15 protein-coding genes and 1 tRNA gene are annotated in these 23,191 nt (G+C 35.5%); 13 read left to right on the forward strand and 3 right to left on the reverse strand.

Annotated features, from left to right (window positions below; genetic code table 11):
• Positions 1–52: 52 nt before the first annotated feature.
• Positions 53–1,708: an AMP-binding protein gene (locus BN1354_RS03890; RefSeq protein ID WP_053826275.1), complete on the reverse strand. Its 1,656-nt coding sequence runs from the start codon at positions 1,706–1,708 to the stop codon at positions 53–55.
• Between the two features lie 437 nt (positions 1,709–2,145).
• Here BN1354_RS03890 and BN1354_RS03895 point away from each other — a divergent pair, with 437 nt between their 5' ends.
• From BN1354_RS03895 to BN1354_RS03920, 6 genes are all read left to right on the forward strand, one after another.
• Positions 2,146–5,109, forward strand: a complete 2,964-nt coding sequence (locus tag BN1354_RS03895) for a SusC/RagA family TonB-linked outer membrane protein (protein ID WP_045089623.1) — start codon at positions 2,146–2,148, stop codon at positions 5,107–5,109.
• Between the two features lie 37 nt (positions 5,110–5,146).
• Positions 5,147–6,787, forward strand: coding sequence for a RagB/SusD family nutrient uptake outer membrane protein (locus BN1354_RS03900; RefSeq protein ID WP_045089622.1), 1,641 nt, complete (start codon positions 5,147–5,149; stop codon positions 6,785–6,787).
• A 338-nt stretch (positions 6,788–7,125) separates the two neighbouring features.
• Complete coding sequence (locus tag BN1354_RS03905; protein ID WP_045089621.1) at positions 7,126–8,595, forward strand: Gfo/Idh/MocA family protein; 1,470 nt, start codon at positions 7,126–7,128, stop codon at positions 8,593–8,595.
• A 92-nt stretch (positions 8,596–8,687) separates the two neighbouring features.
• Positions 8,688–9,554: a 3-keto-disaccharide hydrolase gene (locus tag BN1354_RS03910; RefSeq protein WP_045089620.1), complete on the forward strand. Its 867-nt coding sequence runs from the start codon at positions 8,688–8,690 to the stop codon at positions 9,552–9,554.
• Positions 9,555–9,618: 64 nt separating this feature from the next.
• Positions 9,619–10,512 (forward strand): sugar phosphate isomerase/epimerase family protein, encoded by an 894-nt coding sequence (locus tag BN1354_RS03915; protein WP_045089619.1) that lies wholly within the window; start codon positions 9,619–9,621, stop codon positions 10,510–10,512.
• Positions 10,513–10,771: 259 nt separating this feature from the next.
• A complete protein-coding gene (locus tag BN1354_RS03920; RefSeq protein WP_052673149.1) occupies positions 10,772–11,644 on the forward strand; it encodes a DUF805 domain-containing protein in 873 nt (290 codons plus the stop codon).
• A 109-nt stretch (positions 11,645–11,753) separates the two neighbouring features.
• On the opposite strand, the gene BN1354_RS03925 is transcribed toward BN1354_RS03920, so the two are convergent.
• Together BN1354_RS03925 and tyrS are read right to left on the reverse strand one after the other, a co-directional pair.
• Positions 11,754–11,824: transfer RNA gene (locus BN1354_RS03925), tRNA-Gln, on the reverse strand.
• 138 nt (positions 11,825–11,962) lie between these two features.
• On the reverse strand, positions 11,963–13,255 hold the full coding sequence (gene tyrS / locus BN1354_RS03930) for a tyrosine--tRNA ligase (protein WP_045090887.1): 1,293 nt from the start codon (positions 13,253–13,255) through the stop codon (positions 11,963–11,965).
• Positions 13,256–13,469: 214 nt separating this feature from the next.
• Between tyrS and BN1354_RS03935 the strand changes: the two genes are divergently transcribed.
• From BN1354_RS03935 to fimD, 7 genes are all read left to right on the forward strand, one after another.
• The gene (locus BN1354_RS03935) at positions 13,470–14,969 is read left to right on the forward strand and encodes a tetratricopeptide repeat protein (RefSeq protein WP_053826276.1); all 1,500 of its coding nucleotides are present in this window, start codon (positions 13,470–13,472) and stop codon (positions 14,967–14,969) included.
• Between the two features lie 563 nt (positions 14,970–15,532).
• Complete coding sequence (locus BN1354_RS03940) at positions 15,533–16,102, forward strand: DUF3575 domain-containing protein (protein WP_045089617.1); 570 nt, start codon at positions 15,533–15,535, stop codon at positions 16,100–16,102.
• Between the two features lie 13 nt (positions 16,103–16,115).
• Positions 16,116–17,573 carry a DUF3868 domain-containing protein gene (locus tag BN1354_RS03945; protein ID WP_053826277.1) on the forward strand — a complete coding sequence of 486 codons (1,458 nt, stop codon included), beginning with the start codon at positions 16,116–16,118 and terminating at the stop codon, positions 17,571–17,573.
• A 62-nt stretch (positions 17,574–17,635) separates the two neighbouring features.
• A complete protein-coding gene (locus BN1354_RS03950; RefSeq protein ID WP_053826278.1) occupies positions 17,636–18,793 on the forward strand; it encodes a fimbrial protein in 1,158 nt (385 codons plus the stop codon).
• A 100-nt stretch (positions 18,794–18,893) separates the two neighbouring features.
• On the forward strand, positions 18,894–19,799 hold the full coding sequence (locus tag BN1354_RS03955) for a FimB/Mfa2 family fimbrial subunit (RefSeq protein ID WP_082331529.1): 906 nt from the start codon (positions 18,894–18,896) through the stop codon (positions 19,797–19,799).
• A gap of 13 nt (positions 19,800–19,812) precedes the next feature.
• Positions 19,813–21,213, forward strand: a complete 1,401-nt coding sequence (locus BN1354_RS03960) for a fimbrial protein (RefSeq protein WP_053826280.1) — start codon at positions 19,813–19,815, stop codon at positions 21,211–21,213.
• Between the two features lie 19 nt (positions 21,214–21,232).
• Positions 21,233–23,185 (forward strand): fimbrial tip adhesin FimD, encoded by a 1,953-nt coding sequence (fimD, locus tag BN1354_RS03965; protein WP_082331530.1) that lies wholly within the window; start codon positions 21,233–21,235, stop codon positions 23,183–23,185.
• The last annotated feature ends 6 nt before the right edge of the window (positions 23,186–23,191 follow it).

The following is a 23,191-nucleotide window of genomic DNA, read 5'->3' on the forward strand; positions in this document are numbered from 1 at the left end:
TAATTGAATAATGTAAAACTTCGAAAAAACAATCATTTTACTTTTTAATACGTTACTTCTGATATTTAAATCGCTTAATACTTCTTTTAGGTGTTTTATCAAACTCTTCTTCCTGAATGCGGAAAGATGAAATCTGACTATAATTAGGAAGTGAGGAATTCACATCATCAATTATTTTAGAGAAGAAAGAGTTCCACTGCTCTTCTTTTACACCTTCTGACTCAAGCACATCTTTATCAGGTACTATTAGTGCTACAATCTTATGATTCTCTTCAATTGCAAGGACCTCGCTAATGTAATCTGAGCTATTAAGCTTCTCTTCAATCTCTTCTGGATAGATATTCTGACCTGAAGGACCTAAAAGCATATTTTTGTTTCGGCCTTTGATAAAGATGAAATTGTCTTTATCCATAGTACCAAGATCGCCCGTCTTTAGCCATCCATCAGCAGTAAATGTCTCTTTAGTTGCTTCCTCATTCTTATAGTAACCAAGCATAACATTACTTCCCTTGGTCAGTATTTCACCAACAACATTTTCAGGATCACTTGAATCAATTTTAACCTGCATTCTGTCTACAACCTTACCTGAAGAACGTTTCTTATACTCTTTCCAGTAAGCATAAGAAATGAGAGGTCCGCATTCAGTCATACCATATCCCACTGTAAAAGGAAATTTTATCTTCTTCAGGAAATTTTCAACATCTTTGTTTAAAGCAGCTCCACCAATAACAACTTCATCCAGATTGTCTCCGAAAAACTCAATCATCCCCTTACGTATTTTAGAAAATACAAGAACATTCAGTAATGGTATTTTCTTAAGAGTAGCAGCTGAACCTTTTTTCAGTTTTGGGAATACTACCTTAGTGACAACTTTTTCAATAATAAGTGGTACTGCAAGAATCAGCTTGGGTTTTGTTTTTGTAAATGCATCCTTAAGAATCTTTGGAGAAGGTGTTTTTCCAAGAAAATGGATATGACAGCCTATTGCTATGGAATTCAGAATCTCGAATGCAAGACCATAAGTGTGTGCCATTGGCAGCATACATACTACATTATCCCCGGGCAGAAGGAAATTCACATTTTCCATTGCAAACTTGGTATTTGACCATAGACTTCTATAGGGAAGCATTACACCCTTTGGACTACTGGTGGTGCCTGAGGTGTAGTTGATTAATGCCAGCTCTTCAGGCTTGTCTGTTCTGAAATTTATATCATTTACAAAAAAGCCTTTACTATATTTTTCAGTAAAATAGTCAGAAGCATTAGAAATAAATTGTTTCAAGTCATCTGAAACAGACTTCAGTAATGAGAAATTATCCAAAGAGAAAACAGTTTCTGCTTTAGGAATTTTGGTTTCATCAATTCCACTCCAGATACTTTCATCTACAAAAAATAGATTAGAATCGGAGTGATCCACAATAAACTGTACACTGCTTTTATCAAATTCATTTAAGATATTTACAGATACAGCACCATATGACAGTGTTGCGAAAAAGACTATAGCCCAGTTAGAGCTGTTCCTTCCGCAAAGTGAGATTTTATCTCCCCGTTGTACACCGGCTACTTTAAAAATGTCATGAAGTTTATCAATTTCACGAGCGAAATCTCTGTAATATAAAGTCTTTCCCTCGTAGTCTGTCATAGCAGGCAGATCCCAGTTATTTCTAATACTCTGTTCTATTATACCTAAAAAACTGTTTTGATTCATTATTGTGCTTTATTATATCTTATTTGTGTGTGATAAAGTTACACATAATATAAAAATAAACAAGTATTTATTATCATATTATTTACATAAATAATATAGGGGTGTGATTTTAAATAATATTAATTTATTAGATCACAATAGATTAATAGCATTAAATGTTAAAGTGTCGGTTCTTTGGCTCCTTTTTACTTAATAAAGTTTGCTTTATATTAATTTTGTTATATCTTTGTCTGCGAAAAATTGATACTATTAGTGAATAAACAGTTTTAATGTGTTAAAACTACTCCATTATAAACGTTTGGAGCTATATGTAAACTAAACTGTGTGAAACTTCTTCATATTGTGAAAATAATACAAAAAAATTTTTATTAAATACATGAGAAATTCGAATTTTTCGTGACTCAAACTATTTTGTCGTTTAACTTAAAAATTAAAGAATGAAAGAACTTAAGACTATTCATGTGAGAGTGATTTTATCTGCATTTGTGTGGGTATTATCGCTAGGTTTGTTTGCACAGAATGTTACCGTAAGAGGTGTTGTTTCTGATGTGAACGGTGAGCCATTGATCGGAGTAACACTCCTTGTTCAGGGTACAACTAACGGAACAGTTACAAACATTGATGGGGAGTATACCTTATCCGGAGTACCGTCCAATGGTGTTATTGAGGTGTCATACGTTGGTATGCAGAATCAAAATGTTCAGGTTGGAGGCAGATCTATTATTAACATCACTTTAACAGAAGACACTGAACTATTGGATGAGGTTGTGGTAGTTGGTTATGGTACAATGGACAGAAGAGAAGTTACTTCTTCTATTGAGACTATTACTGCAGCTGATTTTAATCAGGGAGGAGTAAGAAATGCTATGGACCTTATTCAGGGTAAGGTAGCAGGATTAAACATGACACGTGTTGGAGGCAGTAACCCTAACTCAGGTATGGATATTCAGTTGCGTGGTATTGCTTCTTTGTCAGGAACAAGAACTCCACTAATCGTTATTGATGGTATTCCAGGAGGTAGTCTTGATCTTCTGCAACCTGATGATATCGAGTCTTTCAATATCCTGAAAGATGGTTCTGCAGCAGCTATCTATGGAACACGTGGTAACTCAGGTGTAATTTTAATTACAACTAAGAAAGGTCGCGCTGGCGCACCTCAGTTCAATTATTCATCTTATGCACAGCATGAGATTTTAAATGAGAGACCGAAAATTTTTGATGCAGCTGGTTTCAGAGATTTGATTAAACAGGGTTTAATTAATGAAAATCAGGATTTTGGTGCTGATACTGATCTTTTTGATGAATTGATTAATAAAAGCAACCTAAGCCAATATCACAATTTTGCTGCTTCAGGAGGAACTGAAAATACAAACTATAGAGCATCTGTATTTTATAGTAATATGGAGGGTATAGCTAAGGAAAACTCTCGCGAACAGTTTGGTGGACGTGTTAATGTTAATCAAAAAGGACTTAACGACAGATTAACAATGTCTTTAAATCTTGCTACCAATTTCAATAAGGCTAACCTTCTTGGTGGTGGAACAGGTGATTTTGAGCAGGCTATTCAACGTAATCCTACAGCTCCTCTTTATAATGAAGATGGAACTTTCTATGAAACAACTGCTTACAATAACTACAATCCTCTTTCTCGTCTTGCTAACAGGATATCAGAAAGAGATCAGCAAACTACATCAGCAGATGTCCGCCTGCAGGTTAAATTAACTGATTACTGGTCGGTATCAGGTTTTGGTTCTTATCTGCGCAATACTTATAACGACAGATACTACCGTTCTTCAAAAGACTGGGATAACAGACCGGGTTCTTCTTACCAGGGAATGGGATATGCTTCTAAATCAAACTATTTATCATGGAGCAAAACATTTGAAGCAACAACAGATTATAGAAGAACATTCAATGATGTTCATACTGTAACCGGACTTGTTGGTTATAGCTATCAGTACAATACTGAAGAAAGCTTTAATGTTAATAATAATGGATTCACAACTGATGCTTTCTTGGATTGGAATCTTGGAGCCGGAAGTGCAATACAGAATACCAGATTACCACGTCCAGGTATGGGAAGCAGCAAAAATGACAATACATTGGTTGCATTCTTTGGTCGTGTAAACTACTCATTTGATAATAAATATTATTTACAAGCAATTGTACGTCATGAAGGATCATCTCGTTTTGGTGCTAACCACAAATGGGGTACTTTCCCGGCATTATCGGCAGGATGGACCATTTCGGAAGAAGGATTCATGTATGATGTTGATGCAATAGATGAACTGAAGCTCAGAGTAGGATATGGAGTTACTGGTAACCAGGGAATTCCTAACTATCAGTCGCTAGTTACTCTAAGTACAGGTGGTGTTTACCCACAAAATGGTGTTTACTATCAGACTTATGGTGCTGCAAGAAACCCAAACCCTGATCTTCGCTGGGAACAGAAGCAGGAGCTAAATGTTGGTGTTGATTTCGCATTATTTAAAAGAAGAATAAGCGGTTCTTTGGATCTGTATAACAGAAATACAAAAGACTTGCTGTATAACTACAATGCACAACAGCCACCATATGTAAGGGATTTCATCTATACTAATGTAGGTTCAATCAGAAACTCAGGAGTTGAACTTCAACTTTCTGGTGTAGCTATCAATAATAAAGATTTCAGCTGGGATATCGATCTTGCAACAAGTTACCAGACAAACGAACTTACAAAGCTTTCAAGTGATGTATTTAAAGCAAACTGGCTTTCATTCTATGGATTACCTTCACCGGGTAACCTTGGTGAGGCATTCAGACTTGAAGAGGGTGGTGCAGTAGGTAACTTCTATGGTAAAGAATTTGCAGGTTTTGATGAAGATGGTAAGTGGTTGTTCTATAAGAAAGATAGATCTACTGCAAGAGCTTCTGAAATTTCGGAAGATGATCTTAAAATTATTGGTAATGGTGTACCAAAAGTACAAGCATCACTTAATAATACATTCAGATATAAGAATTTTGACCTGACTCTTCTTTTCAGAGGTAAATTTGGCTTTGATATTCTTAATCTTAAAGAGCTTTATTTCGGTAATAAAAAATGGTTACCAAATAATATGCTTAAAACAGCTGTTACCAAGCATAATGAGTTGAACGATGATCCTCAGTATTCTGACTACTATCTAGAAAAAGGTGATTTCGTTAAACTAGATAATGTTACTTTAGGCTATAATGTTCCATTGAAATCTGATTATGTGTCTAATCTAAGATTTTATGTAACAGGTAGAAATATTCTTACTTTAACTGGTTATTCAGGAGTTGACCCTGAACTTCAGGACACAGGTTTTGAAGCTGGTGTTGACAAAAGAGATTACTATCCAAGAACACAGTCGTGGTCGATTGGAGTAAATGTTAGTTTTTAATAAGTATGAATACCATACAGAAAAAAATAAATAATCTATGAAAAAAAATATACTGAATAGAATTGCTCTGTTTCTCACTGCGGTATTGGTTTTCACACTGAATAGCTGTACTGACTTAGATGAGAACATTTACAGTGAACTGAATAAATCTAATTTCTATAATAATAGGACAGAGGTTTTACAAGCTGCATTGAGGCCATTTACTCATATGCAGGCATGGTTAGCACCAACAGGACAAAATGGTTATTATTATCATGCTGAGCTTTCTTCAGATCAGGTTGCCTGGCCACAGAAAGGAAGACACGGATATGATGGAGGTGACCACTTCAGACAACATTATCACACTTGGACAGCAAATGAAAACCGTATGCGTAATGCTTGGGTTCTAATGTGGACAGGTCTTGGATATGTAAACTCTGCGATAATGGACCTGGAAAGTATCGACAATAATGCTATTGATATTTCTGATACTGAAATGGCTGCTATATTGGGAGAACTATATGTTTTACGTGCTTTCCACTATATGAAAATTATGGAACTGTGGGGTAATGTACCTATCATTACTACTGTTGGTGAACCACAGAATCCTCCCACACAGTCGAAAGAAGAAGTATTTGCTTTCATAAAGCAGGAACTTGAAACTTATGTGCCCAAACTTCTTCCTTATTCACAGGAAATGGTGGGAAGGGTATCACAAACTGCAGGTTATGCAATGTTGGCTGAACTTTACCTTAATGCAGAATATCATATTGGTACTCCAATGTATGATGAAGCAATTGCTGCATGTGATAAAATCATAAGCGGTCAGGCAGGTGGCGTTAATGGTACACCAAAGCTGGCTGATGATCTGTTGGAGACATTCTCTAATACCAATAAATTTGCTGATGAAGCATTATTCCAATTTGCTTTCAGTAAACAGGGTGGTTTCTCTTTTGGTTGGGGAGGCTTTTACTTTGGATACTCTAATATGAGTAGAGCGTTAGGTTATGATTTCTCTGGTTGGAATGCATTTGTTGTTATACCTACTGCATTTGATGCATATCAGGATAATGACCTTCGTAAAAAGGAATGGTTCCTATTCGGACCTCAGTATGATATAGATTCAGGAGAACCTATCCTCGGAACTGAAGAGTATAATGGTGAGCCACTTGTATATGTGAACTCAATCAGAAGAGAGAGTGAAGGTGACTTTACAAGTGAAGGCAGCATGGCAGAAGGTGAAGAAAACAGTGGAGCTAGATTCAATAAATATAAAGCTGGAAGACTCGATGAAGATAATTATCACGAGAACCACTATATGATTTACAGATTATCTGAAATCTATTTGAATAAAGCTGAAGCAATCATGCGCAAAAATGGTGGTGTTGCAACTCAGGAAGCTGTTGATCTGGTTAATGCTGTAAGAAAGCGTGCATTTACCGAAGAAGATTGGCCAGCAGAGCAGTATACAACTGCTACATTGACTATGGATGAGCTGTTGGAAGAACGTGGAAGAGAGCTTATTTTCGAAGGTAAAAGACGTACAGATCTTATACGATTTGGTGCTTATGTTACAAAAAGCTGGTGGGATCATGAACCAAGTAACGATCCAAGCAAAGAGCTTTACCCAATTCCTCATACTCAGTTAGCGGCTAATCCTAATCTGATTCAGAATCCGGGTTATGAAGGAAATCAATAATCATTGTAATTAATAATAATACATAAAAGCTCCGGTATTGCCGGGGCTTTTTGTTGCAAAAGTTTCTCAGATATTAAAATAAGTAATAATGGGTGAATTTTACACCTAAAATTTCGTTTTCAAATTAATTTATCTTACTTTTACGCATCTATTTAATGAAAAGCGAAAAAGAAAAAATATAAATTGCGTATTTCTAATGTAGTCCCATAAAGGTAAATAAGTGAATTACATTTATTTTAATGCTCTGAAAACTATTGAAAAATAGATTAAATATTTGTAAATAAGATAGTATAAAATATATACATTTATCAATAAGTGAAACCTAAAAAAAAGTACTTATGTCATCAAACATTTCAAGAAGAAGATTTTTAGAAACCGGAGCACTTGCGGCTGCCGGCTTAACTGTAGTACCTTCATCGGTACTTGGAAAAAGCATGGGCTACAAAGCACCTAGTGATAAACTAAATATCGCTGCTGTAGGTATCGGAGGTATGGGAAATTCAAACCTGAACGCCCTTCAAAGCGAGAATATCGTTGGTCTTTGTGACGTGGACTGGAAATATAGTCAGCGTGTATTCGAGAAATACCCAAAAGCTAAAAAGTATTACGATTACAGACGTATGTATGATGAACTGGGCAAATCTATCGACGGAGTTGTTGTAGCTACATCAGACCATACTCATGCTATCATTACAGCTGATGCAATGACAATGGGAAAACATGTTTATGTTCAGAAACCATTGACACACAGTGTTTATGAGTCTCGTCTGTTAACCAAACTGGCAGAGAAATATAAAGTTGCTACCAGTATGGGTAACCAGGGATCATCAGGTGCAGGTGTACGTCAGGTAATCGACTGGATCGCAGATGGAGTGATTGGTGAAGTAACTAAAGTAGAAACATTTACAGACCGTCCTATTTGGCCACAAGGTTTAATGACACCTAAAGAAGCTCATAAAGTGCCATCCACATTGAATTGGGATCTTTTCATTGGACCGGCAAAAAAACGTCCTTTCAATGAAATTTATCACCCATGGAACTGGCGCGGATGGTGGGATTTTGGTACAGGTGCTCTTGGTGATATGGCTTGCCATATTTTACATCCAGTATTTAAAGGTTTGAACCTTGGTTACCCATCAAAAGTAGAAGCTTCTTCAACTATGCTTCTAACTGACTGCGCTCCTACAGCTCAGATGGTTAAATTTACATTCCCTGCACGTCCAAATCTTCCTAAGGTTGCTATGCCTGAAGTAGAAGTTTACTGGTACGACGGAGGTCTTCAGCCAATGCGTCCGGAAGGCGTTCCTGCAGGAAAGAACCTGAATGATCAGGGTGGTGGTGTTATTTTCCACGGAACTAAAGATACATTGATTTGTGGTTGCTACGGTGTTAACCCATGGTTAGTATCAGGTCGCACACCAAACTCTCCAAAAACTCAGCGTGAAGTTACTCTTTCACATGAAATGGACTGGGTACGTGCATGTAAAGAATCTCCTGAAAATCGTGTTGAAACAGCATCTCCTTTCTCTGAAGCAGGTCCTTTCAATGAAATGGTTGTTATGGGAGTTCTTGCTGTAAGACTTCAGGGACTGAATCAGGAGCTTGAGTGGGATGGTGAAAATATGCGTTTCACTAATATTCCTTCTGATGCAACTGTAAGAACAATCATCGAAGATGGTTTCAAGATTACAGACGGTCACCCAACATTTGCAAAAACATGGACAGAACCTGTTAATGCTGTTGAGTACGCAAATGAAATGATTAAACATACTTATCACAACGGCTGGAAATTACCAGACATGCCGTAATAAATCAACTAATGAGGAGGGAGTAGCGTTATATTAACGCCGCTCCTCTCTTTTGAAGATGATTAACCAGTATAATTTAAATTGAAGAAGTTATGAAGAAAATTTTTTATGCAGCGTCATTAATGGCTGCAACAATGTTTGCAGCTTGTGGAGGAGGCGCACAGAAATCTCAGGAAGCAGAAAGTACTGAAGATGTAAGTGGAACTCCTCAATATACAGTAGTTGATAATCCTGAGGTGGATTTATCACAATTCGAAACTGATAGTGAAGGTTATATTGTAATTTTCAACGGTAAAGATTTTACCGGTTGGAGAGGCTATGGAAAAGATAAAGTTCCTGGCAAATGGACAATTGAGGATGGAGCTATAAAATTTAATGGTTCAGGTGGTGGTGAAGCACAAGATGGTGATGGAGGTGATTTAATCTTCAGCCACAAGTTTCAGAACTTTGAACTTCTTTTAGACTGGAAGGTTTCTAAAGGTGGAAATTCAGGTATTTTCTATCTTGCACAAGAAATCAGTACTACCGACGAGAATGGAAATGAGAGAATGGAACCAATCTATATCTCTGCTCCTGAATTCCAGGTATTGGATAATGCAAACCACCCAGATGCTAAATTAGGCAAGGATAACAACAGACAGTCTGCATCTCTTTATGACATGATTCCAGCTGTACCTCAAAATCAGAACCCATTCGGAGAATGGAACAGTGCAAAGATTATGGTTTATAAAGGTACTGTAGTACATGGACAGAATAATGAAAATGTTGTTGAGTATCATTTATGGACTCAGCAGTGGACAGACATGCTTCAGGCAAGTAAGTTCAGTCAGGACAAATGGCCTCTCGCATTTGAATTGCTAAATAACTGTGGCGGACCTGATAGAAAAGGTTATATCGGATTACAAGACCATGGTGATGATGTTTGGTTTAAAAATATTAGAGTTAAAATATTAGACTAAAAACAATTAAAAGAATATTATTGCTGAATTGCGATAATATTCTTTTTTTTTAAATTCAATTACAATGAAAAAACATTCTACTTATCTAAGTGCATTATTCCTGAGCTGCCTATTTATTTTTACTGCTTGCAATCAGGGCCAAAAGCAGGAAGCAGTTGTTGAAAACAAAAAAGACATATACATTCAGCTTTACTCTGTACGTGATGACATAAAAGCTGATTATACAGGTACAATCGCAGCTGTTGCTGAGATGGGATATACAGGTGTAGAAGCTGCTGGTTACAATGATGGAAAATTCTATGATATGTCTCCGGCAGATTTCAAAAAATCAATTGAAGACGCAGGAATGACAGTTCTTTCTTCACATGCAGGAAGACCCCTTGCAGACCCAGCTGCTGATACCAATTGGGAAGAAACATGGGCATGGTGGGATACCGCAATTCAGGCTCATAAAGAGGCTGGCATGAAATATCTTGTTGTTGCTTGGATTCCTACTCCAAAAACACTTGTTGATCTTCAGGCTTATTGCGATTACTTCAACCAGATTGGTGAAAAATGTAATGCTGCAGGTATCAGATTTGGATATCACAACCACAATTTTGAGTTTACTGAAATTGAAGGTGAAATGATGTATGATTACATGATTAATAATACTGATCCAGACAAAGTATTCTATCAGATGGACGTTTATTGGGTAGGTCAAGGCGGCCAAGATCCAGTTGCTTACATGAATAAATATCCAGGTCGCTTTGAAATACTTCATATTAAGGATGAACTGGAAATTGGTAAGAGCGGACAGGTTGATTTTGAAGCTATCTACAATAATGCAGAAGTTGCAGGTGCCAAATATATGGTAGTAGAAGTTGAGAGATACACAGGTACTCCTCTTGATGGTGTAAAAGAAAGTTACGACTATCTTAACAATGCAGAGTTTGTAAAAGCAAGCTACTCAAAATAAAGAAATATTGTTTATAATACCCAATTTAATAAACAAATATTCCTGCCCCGAACAGTTTTGTTCGGGGTTTTTTATTTTTTCTTGATCCCATTCTCAACGGTTCATATTTGGATTTTAGTTTCCTTTTTTGCTAACTACGATTTGGGTAAAAAATGGATAAAATCATTAAACGAATGAATTAATTTTTTTTCCTGCAACTACTGTATCTTTCTCCTTTTTTTATATTTTAGTATCTAGAAAGTGCGTCAGAAAAATATATATGAGTAACATAGATAAAAAGTATCTTGGAGTTTCAGAGGCAATACGGCCTTATATTGATACAGCGGTTATTGTGGGTAATCTTGAAGAAAAAGAAATTCAACTTTTAAGGCGTAAAGCACAAGAGTTTGGAGATGATCCTTATGAAGTAGAAATGATATTAAAGGCCGAGATTGCAAGAGAAAAGAAATTAATATCAACTCAAGTAAACGTAAAGGAGGAACCACATAAAGAAATAATTGAAATAAAACCGAATAAAATCAGCATGTTTTTGCATTACTGGAATGCACTGAAGAAATATACAGAATTTAATGGAAGAGCAAGTCGCTCTGAATTCTGGTATTTCATTTTAGTCTCATATTTCATTTGGATTGTATTACTGATTATATCCAATTTTAGTTTAGAGCAAACCATTTTAAATTCATTTCTGGAGTTCTTGGTTTTAATATTTCCTTTAGCAATGATGATACCTATGACTACTGTTTGGGTAAGGCGTATACATGATATAAACAGATCCGGGTGGTTGATATTAATTCCATTTTTAAACTTTATACTATTATTTCTGAAAGGAACAAAAGGTGATAATCGATATGGATCAGATCCGTCGAAAACTATCTATAAAGAGATTTATTTAACCAAATCCGAAGAGATTAAAGTTGAAGAGAGAGTAAAAAAGGCATCTATAGTTGCTAAATTAGAAATAGTAGGAGGTACTCTATTTGCTGTTTCGGCAACAATACATGAAGCCATAAGTTTTGATCTTATTACCTGGAAAACTTTAGATGACTATATCAGGTGGATGTGGTTAATTGGTGGAGTGTTGCTTTTATTTCCACGACTTATTAGTATTATTTCCACGAGATTTAGAAAATAAAATATGAGATAGGATTGATTGTGAATTTATATTCTAACTAAAACTCATATTTATAAATACAAAAACGGCATATAAAGCAGTAAATTTGCTAAATATGCCGTTATTTGTGTTGTCCCACAAGGACTCGAACCTCAACCGGCTGAACCAAAATCAGATGTGCTACCATTACACCATGGGACAATCCTTAAATTGCTTCGTGAAAAGCAAGTGCAAAAGTATAATAAAAGTTTTAACGTTCCAAATATTTCGACCTCAATTTATCAAAAAAGCAGCTATTATAGTCTCTTTCTAAACTGTTGTCATAAATAATAGGAGACATTATTCTGCAATCAGAAGGAAATAGTTTTTCTTACCACGCTGGGCAACAATAAACTTACCACCTATAAGATAAGAGAGATCAATATTTTCATCAAAATTCGCCAGTTTTTCTTTATTGATCATCACCCCACCAGCTTGCTGAGTTTTTCTCATTTCACCTTTTGAAGGAAATACAGCTGCATCATCAGTAAGCAGATCAACTGCCTTAATACCATTTGACAATTTATCTTTTGAAATTGTAAATTGAGGAACACCTTCGAACACCTGCATAAATGTTTCCTCATCAATATTACGCAAAGCCTGAGAAGTAGATCTTCCGAATAATATCTGAGAAGCATCAACAGCCATGTTATAGTCCTCACGAGAATGAACCATTACTGTAAGCTCTTCTGCAAGTTTCCTTTGCAATGGGCGTAAATGTGGAGCAGCAGCCTGTTCAGCAGTCAGCGCATCAATTTCCTCTTTAGGAAGAGATGTAAATATCTTTATATATTTATCTGCATCTTCATCGCTTATATTTAGCCAGAACTGATAAAATTTATATGGAGAGGTGTAGCGTCTGTCAAGCCATACATTACCGCTTTCAGTTTTTCCAAATTTACCACCGTCAGCTTTAGTTATAAGTGGACAAACCAAGGCGAATGCCTCACCACCTTCAACCCTTCTGATGAGTTCAGTACCGGTAGTAATATTTCCCCACTGGTCAGATCCGCCTAACTGTATTCGGCAACCTTTTTCTCTATACAGATGCAGAAAATCGTAGCCCTGCAATAATTGATAAGAGAATTCGGTAAACGACATCCCTTCGCTTGATTCCCCGCTTAAACGTTTTTTTACAGAGTCCTTAGCCATCATATAATTCACAGTTATATGCTTTCCGATGTCTCTGATGAAATTAAGAAAGCTGTAATCCTTCATCCAGTCGTAGTTATTAACTAATACTGCTCTGTTTGGTATATCACTTTCAAAGTCAAGAAATTTAGCTAACTGTTTTTTGATAGCCTCCTGGTTGTGGCGCAAAGTATCTTCATCCAACAGCTTTCTTTCAGCTGACTTCATCGATGGGTCACCAATCATTCCGGTTGCTCCGCCCACAAGTGCAATAGGGGTGTGTCCTGCTCTCTGGAAATGTTTCAACATCATTACACCTACCAGATGACCAATATGTAGTGAATCTGCGGTAGGATCAATTCCAAGATATCCTGATGTGCGTTCTTTCTGTAACTGCTCTTCTGTACCCGGCATAATCTCATGAATCATGCCACGCCAGCGCAGTTCTTCTACGAAATTCAACATAAATAAGTTATATAATCTGTATATTGTTTTAAAGAGTTGCAAAGATAATAAAAAAGAATACGATATAATACTTTATGGAAATCACACAGACTGTAAATCACTCATTTTAATTAATCTTACTTGTAGATATTTTTCTCACTTTTGCCAATTTTATGTAAAAAGTGAGAAAAAAAGGACTAACTTTGAATGAATCTTCAATTCTTTTGCAAATATGTTTTATTTAATCTTATCTATTTTACTATTGTTACCCCCTGGTCTATTTTCAAAAGAAAATAAGGATAACAAATCAGCTATAGTAGACAGTCTACTGGAGAAAAGCTATGAAAGTAAATTAAATGTAGAGATTGAGTCAGCAATTGAATATGCATATCGAGCTCTTTCAATAAGTGATGAGATAGGTTATTCAAGAGGAAAAGCAAAATCATACCTTAATTTAGGCCAAACACTATTCTATTTAGGTAGTTACGAAAAATCATTGGAGTTCTTGTCTCTTGCGGAAAAGGAGCCTTTTGCAAAAAACGATCCTGCTGTATTGTTTGAATTAAGTAGGGTTCGAGGGCAAATCTTCTCATACCTTAATTTGTCAAATCAATCCATCAGAGAGTTTATAAAATGTCTTGATATAGCACAAAAGATAGAACCAAAGAAGGATAGAGACTACTGTATGAGTCTTACATATGAAAATATGAGCATTGTTTATGGTACAATAGATGATTCAGACTCAGTATTATATTATATGAATAGAAACAGAGAACTTCTGGAGTCTTTAGATGAATCAATATTCTTTAGTAATCTAGTTAATTTATACTCTTCGTTTGGCAGTTTGTATTCCAAGGTGGGAGATTTTGAATTAGCAAAGGAATTTTTTGATAAAGCATTGGAACTGACAGATAAATATCAATATAGATATCAATCAAGAACATATATATATCTTGGTGATATGGAGCTATACAAAGAAAATCCGGACTCTGCCATGTATTACTATAAAAAAGCTCTTGAGAACCTTGAAGTAACTAAGATAAAGAGTGAATCTAGTGTAGTATATGGACAAATGGCCGACTTATTCAGACAAATGGGTAATGAAGATTCTGTAAGGTTTTATACAGAAAAGCAGAATATAATAAATGAAGAGCTTACAACCGAGAGATTAAATAGTGTAAAGCCAGCATTACAGATATTTATTGAAGAAGAGAGAATAAATAACAGTAAAAAGAGAATTAAGGAATTTACCTATATTTCTATATCTTCAATAATTCTTATAGTATTAATATTTTTAGTCTCTAAAAACTCCCGAAAGAAGCTTTTATTAAAAAAAGAAAAAGAGGAAAAAATGTTGCAAGCCAAATTACAAGAAACAATAAAGCAGGTTGAATTAAAAAAGGAAAAGACTAAGGAGTTAGAACAAAAACTAAATGAATCATTTTCGGAATTAATTGAGCTTGCAAAAACAAATGCCCCTGCATTTTTAAAAAGATTTCAGGAAATTTATCCAGAACCAACAAAACGGTTACTAAAAGAGCATCCTAATCTTACAAATACAGAACTTAATCTTGCAGCCATGATTTTCCTTAATTTCCCATCTAAGGATATAGCGACATATACCTTTGTTGAACATCGAACCGTACAAACTAAAAAAAACCGTTTAAGAAAAAAATTAAACCTACCTGCCGGTGCTAGTATAGAGCACTATCTTTCCTCTTTTTCTGATTAATATATCCTACATACTCTGTCCATAAAATTATTTTTATTATCGTTTTTTGGAGTATTACCTAAATACTCCAAATATCTCTTTTTGCACCATTAAAAATTTATATTTTTCACATAACCCCAGAAAGTCTTTTTTTCTGTTAAATTAGACTTTGTGGACTTTATATACATGCATCTATCTAATAAACAGATATATATAAGATGTTGTAGTTTTGTAGTATGTCGTTTTTTTGACATTGCTTTGTTTGTATTTTACTTTGCGTAGAATTTTTTAAGAAAGTAATAAAATCACAGTTCAGATTATTTATCAAAAGAAATACATTCTTTTTAGTCATGACTGGAGCGATTTTGTAAGTTTTCAGTAAAAATTATAGTTAAAAAGTGGATTTAAGAGAGCAAAAATATTTGACTAAAAATAAGCCTGATAATCAAGTGGATATGCAAATGAAATGCTTTTTAAATTACAATTTAACTAATGTTAATGACGTTTTAGTTATAAAAGTTGCAGATTTAGGACAAACGTTTGTCCACTAATGACAATAATTTTGAGTCAAAAATAAGCGAGATATGAAACGATTATTTCTTTCAATTGTAATCCTATTTGTTATCAGTTCCTACTCCTTTTCTCAAAGTGTAGGATTAAAGACAAATTTAGTCCATTGGGCAACCACCACACCAAACCTGGGACTTGAGTTTTCATTTAATAGAAAAGTCACTATAGATATAGGTGTTGGTTACAACCCATTTGTCTTCAAAGATAATAAAAAAGTACAACATTGGATTGTACAACCCGAACTTCGTTACTGGACATGTGAAAGCTTTAATGGTCACTTTTTTGGTATACATGCATTAATTGGTGAGTATAATGTAGGTGGAGTTGATGTACCACTTGGCAGATTAAAAGATCTGAAAGAGTACCGATATCAAGGTTACGGTTATGGAGGCGGTTTAACATATGGTTATCAATGGATATTATCTAAGCGATGGAACCTTGAAGCCAGTCTGGGTGCCGGGTATGTATACCTTGATTATGATAAATATCCATGTGCAAAATGTGGTACCTTATTAGAAAGCAACAACAAAAACTACTTTGGAGTTACCAAGGCAGCAGTATCCCTTATATATCTGATAAAATAAAAAAGATAAACTTATGAATAAGATTATATATATAGTAATTGCATTGATGACCATCACATTACCCGATGTATTTGGTCAGGAATACTATAATGATCAACTGACAATAGAAAATCTCAACATCTCAAAAGAGGGTGATGTCATCAACATTTCAATGGATGTAAATCTAAACAACCTGAAGTTGAATAAAAATGAGATGTTAATAGTTACACCTGTAATTCTTTCAAAGGAAACAGAAGATGCTAAAGAACTGGAGCCTTTTACAGTAATAGGGAAACTTAGAAACAAGGTACTTCAAAGATCATACAACAGCATAGGAAAGGTAGTTCTCAATTTTCCAGAAAACAGTAAGGTTATTCGTAAAAACGGAACAGATCAATCTATTCAGTACGCCTCATCACTTCCATTTGATGGATGGCAGCGCGATGCACAGTTTGTGCTAAGAACTGAAGTAATTGGATGTGCCGATTGCCTGGATAATGAGCCAGATATGCTTTTGACAGATAGATTATTACCAGAGAGATTTGTTCCTGAATACAGCTACACTTATATCGTTCCTGATGTAGAAGAGGTAAAGCAGCGCAGTGAAACATACAGTGCATATCTAAACTATATGGTAGGACGATGGAATCTGCTTCGAGAGTATAAAAACAATGCAACTGAATTGAAGAAAGTTGAAGATATTATTATGGAGCTAAAAAATAATCCGGACCTAACAATATCAGATTTCACAATAACAGGTTATGCATCTCCCGAGGGATCAAGTCAGAGCAACCTTCTCTTATCTCAAAGAAGAGCAGAATCATTTGCCAAATTCTTAGAAACCAAGTATGAATACGATGTAAGTCAATTCACAATAAAATGGGCAGGAGAGGACTGGAATGGTTTAAAAGAAGCAGTTGCAGCATCTGGTTTAGCAAATAAGAACGATATAATTGAGATAATAAATACAGTCTCAGATCAGGATGCACGCGATGGAAGAATCATTGCACTAGATAATGGAGTAACCTATAAAAGGCTTCTGAACGATTTCTATCCACAACTCAGAAGAAACGATTACAATATTGCCTTTGTTTCCCGTCCTTTTAATGTAAAGGAAGCGTCTGAAATTATAAAAACAAGCCCCAACCTGCTAAGTCTTAACGAAATGTTCCATGTTGCCAACACATTCCCTGCAGATAGTGAAGAATTCAGAGAAGTGTTTGTGATTGCAGTCAACACATTTCCGGAAAGCGAAACAGCAAACATAAATGTAGCAGTAGCTGAACTAAACAACAATAATATAGATGCGGCACTCAGTCGACTTGAAAAAATGAAAGACAACCCTGCTGCCTGGAATTTACTTGGAGTATGTTATGCACAAAAGGGTATGAACGAGCAAGCTGTAATATACTTCAACAGAGCAATAGATAATGGCGATGAAGCTGCTTCAGGCAATTTGAAACAGTTAGAAAGATATATAAAAAACAATTAGTAATTCATACACATAGAGAAAATTTAAAAATCATTTATTCACTTTTCTAAAATTAATTCAATATGAAAATTTTTAAAGTATTATTAGTAGTAGCTATCGCACTAGGTATGATGGCTTGTAACAATGAACAGGATGTTCCTGAAATTATTGATGGACCAGAGGCAACAGTTTCAGTTAGAGTGGTTCCCACAAGTAACGGTCCATCCGTTAGATTGGCCGGTGATATAACTAGTACACTTGCGGCAGAGAGCGTTATCAAGACATTAGAGGTGTTCATTTTCTCAGGTGGTATGCCTGATGGATATGGTACAGCAACTGCAGATGATGTAACACAAGTTATAGGAATTGAAACCCATTCAGGTCCTAAAACATTTTATGTTGTAGCTAATGCAAATATTGGTAAGGTTGATAGTGAAGTAGATTTGTTAGCTAAAACTAAAGAATTGCCTGTAGTAATTGACAATGGATTGCCAATGACATCAGATAGGAAGGAAGTTGTATTAGTTGCCGGTGAAAATCAGTATGGCTTTACATCAGGATCTGATAATTACAAAGTATCAGCCAATAATCTTTCGGAAACTCCAGTAGCACTAGTACGTGTAAATGCCCGTGTTGCAATTGTATCTGCAGCATTGAGCAATAATCTTCCAGCAGATCAGCAAGCTATTTTTGATGATTTGACCGATATCGAAGTAGCTATGTTTAATGTGCCAAAAGCATCAAATCTATTTGGAGAATCTTTAGAAATAAATGAAAATTTCCTTTTTGGTGAAGCTTGGCCTACTACTCAAAACACTTACACTGTAGGAGTTGAAAATGATAATTTTAAAAAAACAGAACTTTCATTTCCTATTTCAAACACTTATGCTCCATATTTCTATGTAACAGAAAATACAAGTACAGAAGATAATCAGAGAATGTTTATTGTCTTAAGAGGTAAACCTACAAAAGGTGGTAATCCTGTAGTTGCTGAGGGACTTTATACTGACGTAGAGGGATACACTTACTATCCTATATGGGTAAATGCAAATGACAAAGGATACGATTATGGTAATGAATATGCTGCTACAAATGTTATTTCTCGCAATACTCAATATAATATTTCATTGACCATAAATGGAATTGGAAATCCTACAATTGATGAGGTCGAAGAGGCATTCCTTGATGTCAACGTATCTGTTGCTCCTTGGGCCGTTGTAACTCAAAACGTTGAGTGGTAATTAACGAGCTGTAATTACTAAACAGGATATTAAATCCGACAAAAATACCGCGGTTGGGGAGTGATACCCCTCCGCGGAACAAGAAGAAAACTAAAAATAGATGAAGATGAACAACAATAGCAAATTCAGCTTAATGGTGGTAGTCACATTGATGATTACGGGGCTACTTAGCAGTTGTTTTAAAGAGGATTTGTCGGACTGTCCCCTGCCATTTCAAGTGACAATAAAAGCGCTGGATATCAATCTTAATGATATTACAGAGTCGGGTGAAGTATATAATGCTATTCTGTTTGCTTTTGATGAAGACCAAAATCTTGTTGGAGCCTTTGAACTAAATGAAGATCAGGTAAAAAGCAGAAAGCCAATAGATATTGTTATAGATTATCCCGGTTTCACAGCACTTACTTTTATTGCCTGGGGTAATGTTGACAGCAATTTAGAATACTCACAAATATCCTCTGTTAAGAAATTGGTTGACCTATATGTAAAGCTTTCTGTTAAGGATGGTTTTGCACAGCCTGCTTCAGACTTCTTCCGTGGAAACCTTATTGTACCAGTAGAGTATGGTGGTTCCGGTTGGGGCCAGTCGCACGTTGTTGAGATCAAAAGAATGACAAGTGGTGTAACTATCACAGCAATAAATCTTAAGGAGTGGAATGGAAACAAGGATGGTAACTACACTTATGTAGTCCGTTCATCTATGAATACATACGACCCTGATGGAAATCTTGTTGGTGAATCTGTAAACTATTCACCAAGAGCAGCTTTAAATCAGAATGGAGATTTCTCTGCACCAATATTCTATACATTTCCAACGGAATATTTCGTAGTAGATATCTATTATAATGGTGAGTTGATACACACTGCCGAAAGAAACTCCGATGGAAATCTATTGGTACCGGAAGTTGGTAAGACCTTGAATATAATCATTGATTTCCGTGCTGAGATAAGCATTAAGTCGGTGATCACTCCTTGGAATGTTGTATATCAGTATGTAGAATTTTAAAACAAGAGAAATTATGAAAACGAATAAATATACATACTACTTACAGAATATAGTTATCACCCTGTTGTTCATTACTGCTTTTTCATCCTGCCAGTTCGAAGAGTTAGCGGTGGATTGTGAAGAGAAAGGTGTTATTGTATTGAACCTAGGTGTTAATGGAATGACTACACGTGCAGCAGGTGGTCAGCTATTTACCGGTGATGAAGCAATCACAAAAGTTCGAGTGTTTGTTTTCACAGGTGATTTTTTAGAGGTTAACAGATTATATAATATTGGTGAGTCTGAGTTTAATAACCCTTTTGTTCTTGAAGTTACAACCGGTTTAAAAGATATTTATATAGTAGCAAATGAAAGTGGTGTATTATCAACTCAACTCGCTTCTGTTAATTTAAAGAGTCAGCTCTTTGGTATTATGTCCGAAACTATATCAGAAGTAACCGGACCATTGGATCTTCCTTTGGTAATGACCGGAAATAGAACAGGGGTTTCTGTTGAAACACTTGAAGGATCTAACCACAATAGTACTGATATTGTATTAACTCGTATAGCTTCAAAATTAAGCCTGAGATTTAAAAAAGATACCAGTGCAGAAGTGTCAATTACAAAGGTTTCTTTATTAAATAATGCGGGAATAACAACAATTTGGGATAATGGAGTTTTAAACGATGGTGCTAATAACTGGAATTGGAATCACACTCCTGACTTGGCTCTGCCTTTGACATCAGACGCTGCTGCTATTAGCAATTTTGAAAATATATATCTATACGAAAATCTTACAAATGGAGATAAGTCTAAAGCAACTCAGTTAGAGGTTGAAGCGCTATATAATGGGATACCAACAAAATACAGAGTATATGTAAATGAGAATATAACATCAGCAAGCGGAAATGCAGGCGATCCAATATCATCTGAAATTACACCAGCTGATCATCTTTATTCTCTGAAAAGAAATTATCATTATCAGTTAAATGGTACGATAAAAGGGATAGGTGAATTCGACGGATTATCGCTTACAACCAATGTACTTCCATGGAATGTATTGCCTTCTTCAATCTCGTTTGAAAGGAAATTCACAATAAGTCCCACTCCAACTCTTGCAAACCACACCTATACAGTTGATAATAATAGAGAGGTTAGATTCACTTTTAAACTAACTAGTCCAATAGATGCATCATGGGTGGCTAACCTTTCAATGGTGGGAGCATTCGAATTCGTTGGAACAAATCAAGGTATAACAGATGAAGAGGTTGAAATTATAATTAAAGCAATTAATCTCCCTGGAGATGAAGAGCGAGTAACAGAATTTTACATAAATGTTGGATATGGTGGAAACTGGTCAGAAATACCATTGATAAGTGGTAGCGACTTAATTGGTGTAGGAAATAGAGTAGTTATTCGTCAGCCGGCAAACTAGAAAAAGAGGAGACTAAGATATGAATAAGAATATACAAATATTAATTGCAATCATTGCTTCGATGTTCTTGATTACAACAGCTTGTAATCGTGATGAGGCAGAAGAATTTCCTATTGCAGATAAAGATAGTTTTTCTATCAATATCTCTTTTGGAAAGCTATCAACAAGAGCATTATCAACAGAAGATGGTGATGAAGACGGAGCATTTAATGAAAACAAAATAAACTCCCTGGATATATTCTTTTATGAAGGATCAACACTCAAATGGAAAGTTAATAGTTTGACTTATGATGAGGCTTCAAAAAAGGCCACAATTCCTATATCAGCTGATAAAAGATCCCTTTTTGTTGATAACTCCAAATCATATGATATTTATGTAGTGGCAAATAATACTGCAGATCTGTCAACTATAACCGAAGGTGCTGATAATTTACAGACATTGAAAGATATAGTATTCCAGACAACAAGTTTTACAACTACCGGAGGATCTACGCCACAATCATCGTTTGTTATGGATGGTATGATCTCTAAAGTGGTGAATATCAATAGTCCTGATTTGGGTACAGTAAATCTGAAACGTGCTGCAGCCAAAATAAGACTCAATCTTGTTGAAGTTGATATACCAGGTTATACACTTGATGGAAATGCAAGTGCCCGACTTGTTCATTTTACAGATAAATCATCTTTAATGGATGAGGGTACTCCTTTCACACCAGGTAGTTCAGATTGGAAAGAAACCGGTTACTATGAGCTTTCCAGAGAACTGAATAACAAAAATACTACTGTTACTCCTTTTTATGCTTATGAAAATGATTGGAGTAGCAATGGCTCTCGTGAAACATACTTCGAACTATTTATCCCTTTAAAGGAAGATGCAACTGAACTAACAAAAACATACAAATACCGAGTGCCAATATCACCCAAAGACTTAACAGGCGACGATGCTCAATACATGAAAAAGATTCAGCGTAATTTTCTTTATGATGTTTCAGTAACAGTAAAAATATTAGGAAGTATTGAAGAATTGCCAGTTGAAGTTGAAGGTAATTATATTATAAAAGATTGGGGTACACAAGAAATATTGGTAGATATTAAAGGTTCTCACTATCTGGTTGTTTCAGAAAGAGTCGTTACTATGCCAAATAGAAACAGCTATATAGTTACTTTCAACTCATCAATTCCTAATGTAACATTGGTGCCAAACAGTTTAAAGGCTTCTTATACGTATGTTAATGCAAGTACAGGTCAGCCTGTAACTCAATTTATTACATCAGGACCTCAAATGCCTTCTGTAACAGTACAACCCAATGTGGCAGCTGGTAATATCACAATAACCAGTGCAATACCAATAAACTTCATTCCAAAAGACATTGAATTTCAGATTACGAACGGTCCATTGACGGAGACAGTTACTGTTAGACAATTACCTGCAACTTACTTTACTGTAACAAAAGGTGTTCAGTCATATATGGTAGATAGAGACTGGTTGGGACGAGATGTTTGGGGGATTCGCTATGAATTACCTAGTAATTTGAATAACCCATATATGTATGCAATCACCACATTAGCACCAGCAGGTGATTTAATATGGGGATTTCCACCTACTGATAGCCAAGGTCAAACAGTAAATAGTGAAGAAGTAGCTAATATGATTTCTCCGCGATTTGAAATGGCTTCACAATTTGGTGCAAGTTTACCTAAGAGTTATTTACTTGCTCAGGAACAATGCAGAAGATATACAGAAACAGCAGAAGATGGTACTGAAAAATCAGGCTGGAGATTACCTACACAGGCTGAAATAAAATTCATAGATGAATTGCAAAATAATCCTAATAATAGCCTGGGTCTTGTAATGACTGCTAAATGGTATTGGGATGCCTATAGTTCCAACGGAGCCTATCAAATGATTGGAGGTAGCGATGGTAGCTCAACTTCAGCTTATGTACGTTGCATTAGAGACATAAAAAATTAACAGTGT

Origin of the sequence: Lascolabacillus massiliensis (genome assembly GCF_001282625.1) — a bacterium.
Taxonomy (GTDB): Bacteria; Bacteroidota; Bacteroidia; order Bacteroidales; family Dysgonomonadaceae; genus Proteiniphilum; species Proteiniphilum massiliensis.